Origin of the sequence: Azomonas agilis (assembly GCF_007830255.1) — a bacterium.
GTDB classification, from domain to species: Bacteria; Pseudomonadota; Gammaproteobacteria; order Pseudomonadales; family Pseudomonadaceae; genus Azomonas; species Azomonas agilis.
The window spans coordinates 171,684-183,540 of record NZ_VLKG01000005.1; the positions used below are offsets into that span (position 1 = coordinate 171,684).

Annotated in this window: 9 protein-coding genes and 1 riboswitch; of the genes, 1 reads left to right on the plus strand and 8 read right to left on the minus strand. The window is 54.7% G+C overall.

The window, feature by feature from the left end; genetic code table 11:
* Window positions 1–68: 68 nt before the first annotated feature.
* The 4 genes from LX59_RS08470 to LX59_RS08485 form a co-directional block, all read right to left on the minus strand.
* The gene (locus LX59_RS08470) at window positions 69–2,468 is read right to left on the minus strand and encodes a TonB-dependent siderophore receptor (RefSeq protein ID WP_144571415.1); all 2,400 of its coding nucleotides are present in this window, start codon (window positions 2,466–2,468) and stop codon (window positions 69–71) included.
* Between the two features lie 108 nt (window positions 2,469–2,576).
* Window positions 2,577–3,512, minus strand: a complete 936-nt coding sequence (locus LX59_RS08475; RefSeq protein WP_144571416.1) for a FecR family protein — start codon at window positions 3,510–3,512, stop codon at window positions 2,577–2,579.
* Window positions 3,513–3,521: 9 nt separating this feature from the next.
* Window positions 3,522–4,034, minus strand: coding sequence for an RNA polymerase sigma factor (locus LX59_RS08480; protein WP_144571417.1), 513 nt, complete (start codon window positions 4,032–4,034; stop codon window positions 3,522–3,524).
* Window positions 4,035–4,228: 194 nt separating this feature from the next.
* Window positions 4,229–5,539, minus strand: coding sequence for a diguanylate cyclase domain-containing protein (locus LX59_RS08485; RefSeq protein ID WP_144571418.1), 1,311 nt, complete (start codon window positions 5,537–5,539; stop codon window positions 4,229–4,231).
* A gap of 305 nt (window positions 5,540–5,844) precedes the next feature.
* On the opposite strand from LX59_RS08485, the gene LX59_RS08490 reads away from it, so the two are divergent.
* Window positions 5,845–6,333 carry a glycine zipper domain-containing protein gene (locus tag LX59_RS08490; RefSeq protein ID WP_144571419.1) on the plus strand — a complete coding sequence of 163 codons (489 nt, stop codon included), beginning with the start codon at window positions 5,845–5,847 and terminating at the stop codon, window positions 6,331–6,333.
* Window positions 6,334–6,400: 67 nt separating this feature from the next.
* On the opposite strand, the gene thiC is transcribed toward LX59_RS08490, so the two are convergent.
* The 4 genes from thiC to LX59_RS08510 all read right to left on the minus strand — a co-directional run bounded on the left by thiC (window position 6,401) and on the right by LX59_RS08510 (window position 11,610).
* Window positions 6,401–8,284 carry a phosphomethylpyrimidine synthase ThiC gene (thiC, locus tag LX59_RS08495; RefSeq protein WP_144571420.1) on the minus strand — a complete coding sequence of 628 codons (1,884 nt, stop codon included), beginning with the start codon at window positions 8,282–8,284 and terminating at the stop codon, window positions 6,401–6,403.
* Between the two features lie 50 nt (window positions 8,285–8,334).
* A riboswitch (TPP riboswitch) is annotated at window positions 8,335–8,441 on the minus strand.
* Between the two features lie 302 nt (window positions 8,442–8,743).
* The gene (locus tag LX59_RS08500; protein WP_144571421.1) at window positions 8,744–9,574 is read right to left on the minus strand and encodes an oxidoreductase; all 831 of its coding nucleotides are present in this window, start codon (window positions 9,572–9,574) and stop codon (window positions 8,744–8,746) included.
* A 337-nt stretch (window positions 9,575–9,911) separates the two neighbouring features.
* Window positions 9,912–10,586, minus strand: a complete 675-nt coding sequence (locus LX59_RS08505) for a Rossmann-fold NAD(P)-binding domain-containing protein (RefSeq protein ID WP_144571422.1) — start codon at window positions 10,584–10,586, stop codon at window positions 9,912–9,914.
* Entirely contained in the window at window positions 10,570–11,610 is a 1,041-nt protein-coding gene (locus tag LX59_RS08510) for an AraC family transcriptional regulator (RefSeq protein WP_144571423.1), read from the minus strand. Before LX59_RS08510 ends, LX59_RS08505 begins: the two co-directional genes overlap by 17 nt.
* Between the last annotated feature and the right edge of the window lie 247 nt (window positions 11,611–11,857).

The window sequence follows — 11,857 nt, forward strand, 5'->3', positions numbered from 1 at the left end:
AGTTAGAAAAGAGTGCCGAATATAGAAAGCAAAGCCTAAGCTTTGCTTTTGGGGGGATTATGGAGACGTTAAAAATCCCAGCGGGTGGTCAGCATCATATTGCGCTTTTCACCATAGGCTTTGTTCGCATAGAAATTGATGTTGGTGTAGTAGTACTTATCAAATAAGTTATTGATATTTAACGTAGTGGATAGCTTATCGGTGAATTGATACTTGGCCATCAAATTGGCTAACCAATAGGCCTCTTGGCTGTATTGCTCGGTAGCCCAGTCCTTGGCGGGGTTGCTGATCTCACTCCAGGTACTGCCGTGATATTCCGCACCTCCGCCAACCATCAACTTGTTCCAAGCACCGGGTAAACGATAGGTGGTAAAGACTTTGAACAGGTGTTCGGGTTCGTCGGTAGAGAGTTTCTTATTGTCCCGATCGCGCTTAATGATCTTGTAGGTATAGCCGGTTTGAATGTTCCAGCCCGGTGCCAACTCACCGGTCATTTCTAGCTCAATCCCTTTGGTTTTGGCTTTCATGGCTTCATAAATGGACTCGTTGGTTTCGTAGTTATAGTCCACGTACTCCGCTCGATCATCTTCGCGGATTTCAAAATAGGCCAAACTGGCATTCAGGCGACCGTTGAACCATTCCCCTTTAATACCCGCCTCGTAGCTGTCGCCTTCATTGGGTTCCAGCAGGCTGCCGTTTTTGTCTTTATAGGTGCTGGGCATAAAGATGCTGGTGTAGCTGGCGTATAGGGAGTAGGTGTCGTTCAGATCGTAGATGACACCGACATAGGGAGTCACCTCGCCGGTGCTGCGGGAGTGGTAGTCACGGCTGAGGTGGTAGTTGGTAATTCGGCTGCCCAAAATCAAGGACAGGTCATCCGTGGGTTTAAAGCGTGCGGTGGCGTATACCGCTTTTTGCAGGGTCAGCTCGTCGTTACGGCTTTGCACACTGCCCCAATCCGGCTTGTTGGATTCCCCGTTCCATTGATAGTAGTTGCCAATGCCTTCACTGCTGTAGTTGAAGCTTTTGCCTTTCCAATGGTTGCGATAGAGGCTGGCTCCTAGCACTAATTCATGTTCTCGGCCAAGAAATTGGAAGGGGCCACTGGCATAAATTTCCCCGGAGTGACTTTTGGTTTTACCGCGATAACGTCCTGCAATCAGGTAGCTGCTGTTGTCGTTATCCACATCGGGTGAGCCAAAGGCCGAGCCTAATTGGGCATCGTAGCCGTTGACTTGAAAGGTGTAGTAGGCTCGTCCCGTCCAGCCGTTATCGAATTGGTGATCTAGCTGAGTGAAAAAGGAGTGGCTGTATTGCTCCCAACTGGCCCAAGAGGCTCCGGGGTTGAAGGAGCGAGAAACCTCTACTTCATTACCTTTGCTGTCCAAGATGGGGATACCGCCCCAACTGGAGCCTGTGGGAATGCTTTTGTTGTAATCAAAGCCCGCCGTTAGAAGCGTAGCGGGGGACAAGTCAAACTCCATAATCCCGTAATAGGCTTTATTTTGGCGTTTGTAATGATCTAGGTAGGAGTGCTTATCTTGAAAGGCACTGGCGAATCGTCCCCGAATACTGCCGCTCTCGTTTAAGGGGCCGCCTATGTCCACTTCTGTGCGGTAATTGTCCCAAGAACCGGCTTCCGCCGTCATATGGCCGGACAGCTCGTAGGTAGGTTTTTTACGGATCAGGTTTAGGGTCGCGCCCGGTGTTCCTGCGCCTGTGGTTAAGCCGGTGGCTCCTTTTAGGATTTCCACCCGGTCGTAAATAATCATATCGCTCAAGTTGTTGCCTGAGGCGTAGGCCGCGTTACGCTGAATGGGAATACCGTCGTACTGATAGGTGGTAATGGGAAAGCCTCGGGCGTAGTACTGGGTGCGCTCAGAGTCGAGGGTATTCACCGTAATACCTGGTGTGTGCTGCATGACTTTGTCGATGTCAGTCAGGTTAAAGTCATCCATATGCTGGCGGGTGATGACGGTAACCGTTTGCGGCGTTTCGCGTGGAGTTAAGACCAGACGAGTCGAGGTAGCAATAGTCCCCGGCGTATAGGATTTTGTTTTCTCGCTGATGGTGCCGAGTTGGTTATCTTCCACCCGCATCATATCCAAACTGAGGGGATCGCCTAGGTCGCTAACCTGTTCAATCAGCAGCGTATCGCCGGTTAGGGTGCCCACTAAACCGGTATCCGCCAATAACTGCTGTAAACCCTGTTGAATACTGTATTGACCTTTGAGTCCGGGGCTTTGATGGCCTGCCAGCAGTTCACTGGCTACGATTAAACGCAGTCCGCTCTGGTCGCTAAAGCGGGTGAGCACTTGTCCTAAGGGGCCGGGAGCAATGTTGAAATTTTGAGTGCTGATTTGTTGAGTCTGTTCAGCGGCGTGACTGACGAGGCTATTGCCGATCAAAAAGCTGGTAGCTGCGCTGAGGGCTAAATAGATAAGCGTAGGTTTAAAAGATTGCCGCATACTGTCTTCCCCGCCTGATTGGCGTATTGAAAATTAATCTCAACAAAGAAGACGCTGATGTTTAAAAACCTGACAGTGGGGTGTGAAAAATTTTTGAGGAAGAGGTGTTTAGGGGTGTTGGTCGTCGCGCTCAATCAGCGTTAACCAAGGCAGGCGACGAATGCGGATAGGCAAGGAGCGCTCCAGCAATTCCAGTTGGGCTTGGGGGTTTTTTGTATCGAATAACCCCGTAACCGGTAATTGACGTAAGTCTTTATCCGGTACCCACAAAAGTCCCGAATGATAACGGGATAGTGCGTCCAGTACTTGGCCCAAGGGTTGCCCATCAAACACCAAGCGATCCCGTCGCCATGCGGTGGCGCTTCTGACATCCACTGGGACGGGGACAGATAATCCCTGTGCGTTGTACTGTAGCCTTTGTCCGGCCTGAACTTCAGCTTGTTGCTGGTCTATCTGTACTTGGACAGCATGTTCAGTGACGATCAGTTGAACCTGTTCAGCGGTACGTTGTACATCAAAGCCGGTTCCCAGCGCGCGAATTTGACCTCCAGCCGCTGTAACGAGAAAGGGACGCGTGGGGTCTTTAGCGACTTGTACATGCAGCTCTCCGGTGTAGAGGTGTACGATCCGCTGCTGATCATTGAAATCCAAATCCACACGGGTTTGCGGAGCCAGTTCGAGCAGGGAGCCATCGGCTAGTTGCAGCCGTCGGTGTTCTCCCACGGAGGTTTGATAGTCTGCCATCCAACCCTGTTCTTGTCCTTGCCATAGCAAGAGGGAAGCCGAACCCAGCGTCAGCATCAAAGCTACCATAGGAAGTAAACGCCGCCGGGGTGGACGTTGTAAGCTACCCAGTTGTTGCCACAGGTGCTCTGCGGTTTGGGCCGCCGCTTGGTGCTCGGTACTCGTTTGGCACCAACACTCGTAAGCTTCCCAGTCAGTGTCACGGGCATCACCTGCGTGTAGACGTACCAGCCATTGCAGGGCTTCTTCAATCAATGGTGGTAAGGATTGATCCAGTTCTTCGTCGGAGGGTTTGGGCATAGCTTTAGTTCATTGGTCCACTAAACCCAGATGCCGGATGCAGTGACGTAAGGCGCGCATGATGTACTTACAGACCATGCTAGGAGATACGCCCAAGCGTTTGGCAATCGCCACATGGCTTAAACCTTCCACGCGATTGAGTAATAAGGCATCTCGACAAGCCGGGGACAGCTCGTTCAAAGCTTGGTGGAGTAAGGTCAGTTGTTGACGCAGTTCCAGCAGTTGTTCGGGATTAGGCTGCGGATCATAAAGCTCGGCCGCTACTTCATCCAGCAGTGCATGTTCCCCACAGCGGACTCGATTGCGGCCAAAGTCGGTAATCAGGTTGCTTAGAATGCGCCAAAGAAAGTAGCGGGGCTGATTAATGGGCTGGTTGGGTTGTTTTTGGGTAAAGCCTGCGTAGCGTACAAAGGTATCTTGTGCCAAATCCGCAGCTAATTCGGGGTCACCGACGCGTTTATAAGCCAGGTGCCGCAGCTCACGGTGATATAGGCGAAATAACTGATCAAGATCATCAGCCACAGTCAAGCCCATCCTATGCAAGCATCAAGCCTCTAGTGGCGATGCTTAGATTGCTCACTATAAATAGGAATACTTCGTGATAAAAGCACAGGATGGTGAAAAAGAGACCTCAGTCACTTTTAATCCAGTGAAAGGATGTAGGCGTTAAATGGATCTATGCCGCTTGAGGCCTGTGTTTTTAAGGAGGTAAGGTTTTAAGGCTGGTTAAAAAAACGAAAGGTATTTTTACCGGCTCGTTTGGCTTGATATAGGGCTTGATCAGCGGCTGATAGCAGCGTTTCTGAGTCTTGTCCGTGTTCAGGAATGCAGGCAATACCGATGCTCAGCCCCACTGAAATGTCTAAAGCACCGTATGAAACGGGCTGAGAAATACTGGCAATCAGTCGCTCGGCCAGTAACGCAACTTCAGTACGATTGGCCTCAAGCAGAAGGGTAAATTCGTCGCCACCCAAGCGGGCTAGCTGATCCCTAGACCTTAAAGCCGCTCGAAAACGCTGGGCTACTTCTTGCAGCAAAGCATCCCCCGCTTGATGTCCGTAGGTGTCGTTGATCTGCTTAAAGTGATCAATATCCATAAACAACAAAGCAAAGGATTTATCGGCCTGAATTTGGGTTAAAGCTTCGTGCAATTGTTGGTTGAATAACGCTCGGTTGGCCAGTCCGGTGAGGCTGTCGTAGGAGGCCAAATAGGTTAACTGGGTTTCCAGCGCCTTGCGCCGATCCATCCCGCGTACAGAGGCCACATAACCGTCGGGAATGCCGGTTGTGGGGTCGCGGGTGAGGCGTACCGAGGCTTCTAACCAAACCCAAGTGCCGTTTTTGTGCCGCTGACGCTGTTCAGTAGTGCCGACTTCTAAACGGCCTTCGCGTACCTCTTGCATCAGGGCTTTAAACGCGAGGGCATCCTCCGGGTGGGTTAATTCAATGGCTTTACGGCCAATCAACTCCTCAGGCTTATAGCCCAATAGAGTTTTCACTGAGGGGGAGATATACAACCGCACGCCGTCTAAATTGCCGCGCACAATGGTATCGGTTGAGGTTTCGGTTAATAGGCGAAATTGAGCCTCTCGGGTTAGGGCCGATTCGGCAGTTGTCCACAGATTCAGCCATTGGTGGGCCATTGCCGCTAGATGTTCAAGCTGAGACAGGGCTTGCGCTGAGGTGCTATGGGGGTGGGTGTCGAATAATCGCAGCCAACCGCCGAGTTCTGGCGTGCCAAAGGGAGCATGGGCTATAAAACGCACGCTGGGTGTGAGGTAAATCTGGGGGCCGGTTCGGAAAACTTCATGGGTTTGTGTGTCCGCTATCCAGAGCAAGGCACTCCCTAGTTTGAGACTGTTTTCCGGTTGCATCAGCCAATCCCAAGCCGAGGCCTGCACTTCAGGAGCGCAATCCAGCCAATAACGCTGGGCGTTAGGAAGGTAGAGCAGAACCACCGGAACCTCAAACAGGGTTCGGGCCATGCGGCATAACAGCTCAAACTGAGGTTCAGGCAAAGCAATCACGACTCAACATCCTGTGGGAAACCCTCAGTGGGCATACTACCGAATGCCTGCTGAGGTTCATTGGGTTTTTACATTGATTTATACAATTTGGAGCCTGCATCCTTAATGCGTTTAGCCTGTTCTTTGGCGTAGTTGCCTCCTTATTACCAGCCGATTCCAGTGCTTAGTGGATGGGCACGGATGATCCATTTGCCCGCTCCATTGATAGGAGGTCGGAACTATTTTTGCGCCTCATCCTCTAATCAGTAAGAAAGGTAGCTATTTAGGCTACTGCGGTCGCCCTCAATTTTGGAGAGGACATTTCCATGAAACGCCTACCTGCACTCCTGCTCGGCTTGGGTCTCAGCCTATCGCTGAGTGCCCCCCTAATGGCAGGCGAAAAAACTGAAACCGCTATCGGTGGTGCCCTCGGCGGTGCGCTGGGCAGCATTGTCGGTGGATCAATGGGAGGCTCTACAGGCTCGACCATTGGCGCAGGCGTTGGTGGCGCCGCCGGTGGTGCTCTTGGCTCCCATAAAGGCAACCGCACTGAATCCGCCATTGGGGGCGCACTGGGCGCTGCCGGTGGTAACGTACTGGGCCGAGGTATGGGGGGCAGTACAGGCGGTGTGATTGGTGCCGCTGTGGGGGGTGCCGCGGGTGGCGCGCTGGGTAATGCCTATGCCGATAATGATGATGACGACCGTCGTGATCGCCGTCGTTACCGGGATGATGATCGTCGCTACTACGACGGTCACCGCCATCCGGGCCGTGGCTACGCTCATGGCCATTACAAGAAACACCATCGCGATTGATAACTTAGGTTATCCCCCACCAAAAACCCCCAGCTTAGACTGGGGGTTTTCGTTACTGCTCTAGGCGTTAAACCGGCTTATACAGTTTCGATCCTTCATCCTTAAAGCGTTCGGCCTGCTCTTTAAAGCCTACTTCGATGGCTTTGGTTTCTTCGCTCATGCCGTGTTCTTTGGCGTAGTCGCGCACCTCTTGGGTGATCTTCATGGAGCAGAACTTCGGCCCGCACATGGAGCAGAAGTGCGCCACCTTGGCTGATTCTTTAGGTAAGGTTTGGTCGTGGTAGCTGCGCGCGGTATCGGGATCAAGGCCGAGGTTGAATTGGTCATCCCAACGGAATTCGAAGCGCGCTTTGGACAGGGCATTGTCACGGATTTGCGCCCCCGGATGGCCTTTGGCTAAGTCCGCCGCGTGGGCCGCCAGCTTGTAGGTGATGATGCCGGTTTTGACATCATCCTTATTCGGCAGGCCAAGGTGCTCTTTGGGGGTGACGTAGCAGAGCATGGCGCAACCGTACCAACCGATCATCGCCGCGCCGATGCCGGAAGTGATGTGGTCATAGCCGGGGGCAATGTCGGTCACCAGCGGGCCTAGGGTGTAGAAGGGCGCTTCGTCACAGCACTCCAACTGCTTGTCCATATTCTCCTTGATCAGGTGCATGGGCACATGGCCGGGGCCTTCGATGATGGTCTGCACCTCGTGCTTCCACGCCAGCTTGGTCAGTTCGCCGAGGGTTTCCAGCTCACCGAATTGGGCGGCATCGTTGGCATCCGCCACCGAACCGGGGCGCAGGCCGTCACCGAGGGAGAAGGCTACATCGTAGGCCTTCATGATGTCGCAGATGTCCTCAAAGTGGGTGTAGAGGAAGTTTTCCTTATGGTGAGCCAAACACCATTTGGCGAGGATGGAACCGCCGCGCGACACAATGCCGGTCACGCGCTTGGCGGTCAGGGGCACATAGCGCAGCAACACACCGGCGTGGATGGTGAAGTAATCCACACCCTGTTCGGCCTGCTCAATCAGGGTGTCGCGGAACAGCTCCCAGGTCAGGTCTTCGGCAATACCGCCGACCTTTTCCAGCGCTTGGTAGATGGGCACCGTACCAATGGGCACCGGCGAGTTACGGATGATCCATTCGCGGGTTTCGTGGATGTGCTTGCCGGTGGACAAGTCCATGATGGTGTCCGAACCCCAGCGAATGCCCCAGGTCAGCTTGGCCACTTCTTCCTCAATGGAGGAACCCAAAGCCGAGTTGCCGATGTTGCCGTTGATCTTCACCAAGAAGTTGCGGCCAATAATCATCGGCTCCAGCTCAACGTGGTTGATGTTGGCGGGGATGATGGCGCGGCCACGGGCGACTTCAGAGCGCACAAACTCGGGGGTGATTTCTTTGGGGATGGACGCGCCAAAGCTTTGCCCCGGATGCTGGGCAATCAGCAAACCGGCTTCGCGGGCCTCGGCCAGCTTCATGTTCTCGCGGATGGCGACGTATTCCATCTCCGGGGTGATGATGCCTTTGCGCGCGTAGTGCATCTGGCTGACGTTTTGGCCTGACTTAGCGCGGCGCGGATTGCGCACATGGGCAAAGCGCATGGCGGTCAGTTCGGGGTCAGACAGACGGCGTTGGCCAAACTCGGAGGACAGGCCCGGCAGTTTTTCAGTATCGCCGCGCTCCTCAATCCAGCGTGAGCGCACATCGGCCAGACCTTTGCGCACGTCGATGACGGCGGTGGGGTCGGTGTAGGGGCCGGAGGTGTCGTAAATGGTGACCGGTGGGTTGATTTCCCCGCCAAAAGCCGTGGGTGTCACGTCTAAGCTGACTTCACGCATCGGCACGCGAATGTCAGGCCGCGATCCTTGAACGTAGATTTTCCGCGAGCGCGGGAAGGGCTGCACGGACTGTTGATCGACCTGTGCGTATTCGCTGAGGTTTTTCGGGGCTTCGCTGGACATCGGTTGACTCCTCTGGGCTGTCGGAGTGAACCTGATGCAAGGAGGCACGCCCAAAGGCGTTTCTTGTTCCCTACGCGGGCCTTAACCCGATCAGGTTCAACGGGATCCGGAACTGTCCGATCTCAGCCTCTGCGTTAAGGCACCCCGACAAGAACTGCTTAGAGTCTAATCAAGGGTGCGTCAGAACACCACAATCTTCCATCACCCCTCCCCAAAAGAAGGGGTGGAGAGGGTATTAGGAGAGGATTGCAACATCATCTTGATCATTGGCCGGACGAAGGTTAAAGATGCGAAACGCCTGGATATGGCCGTGATGCTGATGCACTTGGGCCGCTACTTTGTCACTGCGTGTTTGGCCGCCTGTGCCCATATGCATCTGAATCTGCGTGGGGTGCCATGATGAACCAAACTTTCGGTACCATATCGAATGCTCTACGTTGGGAAAACGGCCTTGGAGTCTCAGCGGGTCTGGCTGAGAATGATACGGTCGAACATACGGTCGCCTAGCCAGATGCGCATGTGGATCAGCATTTTGGCGAACTTGCCGGCTGCATAGCGCGTGTTGGGCTTACTGCTGGCGACGGCTTTGGAGACTACGTCTGCAATGACGCGCGGATCGCTGCCTGTGCCATGTCCATAGGTGTTTTTGATCGACTGGGCCACCATCTGCACTAGTCGACCATAAGGGCCGATGGCCGAGCGCTTGACGATACTGTCCGTGGCGACATCGCCAAAACCTGTCTCGATCACGCCAGGCTCAACGATCACGACCTTGATGCCGAACTCGCTGACCTCCAAGCGTAGGCAATCCGACCAGCCTTCTAGTGCATGCTTGGTCGCATGGTACCAAGCACCTAGGATGCTATACATTTTGCCGCCCATTGAGGTGATGTTGACGATGTAGCCAGAGCGCTTGGCCCGCATAGTGGGTAGCAGCAATTGAGTGAGTCGCGCCGCACCGAAGAGATTGACCTCGAACTGGTAGCGTGCTTCATCAATGCCTATTTCTTCCACCGGGCCGTATAGGCCGAAGCCGGCATTGTTGACCAGTACATCCACGCCACTCGTCTGGGCGAGGATAGTGTTGACACCGGCGATAATCTCCTCGTCCTTGGAGACATCCATGCGCAGAGGCTGTGCGCCTAGTTGGGCTAGATCCGCCATCTTATCGACGCTGCGTGCGGCCACATAGACTTGGTAGCCATCTTGGATCAATCGTTTGGCAATGGCTTTGCCCATGCCTGACGATGCGCCGGTGACTAAGGCCATCTTCTTTCCTTTGGTGAACATGCTGTACCTCGCTTGTTAGGTTGCTGTTAGTTTTTCAGGAAAGGCTAAAGTCAGGTCTCGCATCCTGTGCCAAGCGGCTTGCTATTTGCGCCATTGTGTTGGGCGCTATGCCAGTCAATGGGCTTTCTGAACGTGGCGTGTCTAGCGCCACACATCGGTAGGTGATATTCATGCTGTCTGGGTCAAGCACTGCTTCTACATGCACGACCGGGCCCTCACCTGTCTTCGCATAGGCGAGGCTGGAGGGGGCTTCACCATAGAGGGCTAACCTTTGTTGTGTGGATTTGGGCACATCTGTGAACGCCCCCAGCATCAGGGGTACAAATGCTTTCTCACCTCAAGCCCGCTCTGCACCGAGGCGGGCCAGCACGTTGGATGGGAGAGCAACCACGCCCTGGGCCGTGGGCAGGGTTCGCACCAGTGCTTGAGCAACGGCCCGAGCGTGCACGGGCTTGTACGCGCCGGGCAGGATGGGTGCAAGCAGCTTGGCAATGGGAATTGCGATGATCTCACCGTAGCGTGTCGGCTGGCCTAGGCCGTCGCGGTAGTCCAGCAGCAACGAAGGTTGCGCGATTACTAGAGCTGTGAGGGGCATGGCCTTGAGCGCATCTTCCAGTTCGCCCTTGACGCGGTTGTAAAACATGGTCGACTTAGCGTTTGCCGCTCCGGCGCTGATAAGCCCTACCCGCCGTGCACCCGCCGCGAATGCAGCCTGGGCTACGGCTAAGTTGGCGTCGAAGTCTACTGCACGGAAGGCCGCTTTACTTCCTGCCACCTTGATCGTAGTACCTAGGGCTAGGTATACCTCATCAGCCGGTGGCAGCTCGGGCAGGCAGGTGAAGTCTACTAGGTGAGTCTGCAGCTTGGGGTGACGGATTGTCAGGGGCCTGCGGCTCAGGGTATGCACCTGTGCGACGCTTGGGTCGATCAACAGGGCCTGTAGCATAAAGCTGCCCACGAGTCCGGTCGCACCGGCCAGCAGCACGGTGCGTTGTTCACTTGGCATCGTCATAGCTCATTCCAGTTAAATTCAAGCGCATGGCGTGGCGGGCAGTATCGGGTGTTTGCCCAGTCCAGCTTTGGAAGGCGCGGTAGAAGGAGTTTGGATCTTCGAAGCCCAGCAAGAAGGCGATCTCGCTACCGGACATGTTGGTGTTGCCCAGATAATGGCGGGCTAGGCTTTCCCGGCTGGCATTGACGAGCGCGCGAAAGTTCTCTCCCTCGTCTTTTAAGCGGCGCTGCAGGGTACGTTTGCTCAACCCTAAGCGCTCGGCTGTCTTCTCGATGGTGGCGGCATTGCTGGGCAACAACTCCAGTAGCACGGCGCGTACGCGCTCAGCTGTGGTGGCTACTGCATCAAGTTCACTGAGCCGGCGGCGCAGGTCGGGTTCGAATACGCACCACATGCCTTCATTCAGGGTCAGAAAGGGGCGCAAAGCATCGACTGCGGCAAAGCTGATGCAGGGGGGCTCACCGTGCCGCACGGGTACACCGAAGAAGCTTTCGAAGCGCCGTGCGTAGCCATTGGGCGGAAGCTGCGGTAACACAACCCGCAGAGCCTGCACGGGTTCGCGCGTTGCTAGCCGGGCTAGCCGCAGGAAGAATGCAAGCTCGGCTACCTGTAGCGAGTACGGCAGCTCAGTCTGCACCGGCAGCCAGCGTGGCGATACTGTCAACACGCCTGCCCGGTTTACGTTCACCTCTAAGTTCATGGGTGCCACAAGTTGCTTGTACTTGGCTAGGCGTTGTACTGCCTGCATCAGGTTGGCACTGCACAAGGCAGCGAACAGAGGCGGGTCGAACACTTCAGCCGACACTATCTCAACCAAGTGTAAAGGAAACATAGCATCGCCAGCCTCCAACTCTAGCGCGTGCCAGAAGCGGAAGTACTCGTCTGTGTCGAGCCCATACCCAGCGCGGGAAAACAAGTCTTCGGGCAGCCCAGCCTTGCGCAGCACGTATTCGGGCTGTAGGCCGAAATCCTTTAACAGCGTGCGCCAGCCGATGTCTAGGGAAAAAGTAAGATTACGTGCCATGGGAATGCTTCTGCTGTCGATAATGACCAGACAGGCTCTGGCGTGTGGTGACAGTTTAGCCCTGAATCACGATTGCCGATATGCGATATACGCCACACTGCTGGCAATACGCGCCACACTGTATGGCCCGTCAGTACAGATTTGTGTGAGCTAGGTGTGTGCAAGGAGCCGTTTTGCATGCAAGCATGGCAGAGGTTACGCATTTCACGGCTCGTTGTTGCTCGCTCTAGTGTGCACTGACAAGGTT

What these genes read in the sequence shown, in the direction of transcription:
- LX59_RS08505 (WP_144571422.1), bottom strand. Translation starts at nt 10,586, where the DNA reads ATGACGATGCCAAGTGAACAACGCACCGTGCTGCTGGCCGGTGCGACC.
- thiC (WP_144571420.1), bottom strand. Translation starts at nt 8,284, where the DNA reads ATGTCCAGCGAAGCCCCGAAAAACCTCAGCGAATACGCACAGGTCGAT.
- LX59_RS08475 (WP_144571416.1), bottom strand. Translation starts at nt 3,512, where the DNA reads ATGCCCAAACCCTCCGACGAAGAACTGGATCAATCCTTACCACCATTG.
- LX59_RS08510 (WP_144571423.1), bottom strand. Translation starts at nt 11,610, where the DNA reads ATGGCACGTAATCTTACTTTTTCCCTAGACATCGGCTGGCGCACGCTG.
- LX59_RS08470 (WP_144571415.1), bottom strand. Translation starts at nt 2,468, where the DNA reads ATGCGGCAATCTTTTAAACCTACGCTTATCTATTTAGCCCTCAGCGCA.
- LX59_RS08490 (WP_144571419.1), top strand. Translation starts at nt 5,845, where the DNA reads ATGAAACGCCTACCTGCACTCCTGCTCGGCTTGGGTCTCAGCCTATCG.
- LX59_RS08500 (WP_144571421.1), bottom strand. Translation starts at nt 9,574, where the DNA reads ATGTTCACCAAAGGAAAGAAGATGGCCTTAGTCACCGGCGCATCGTCA.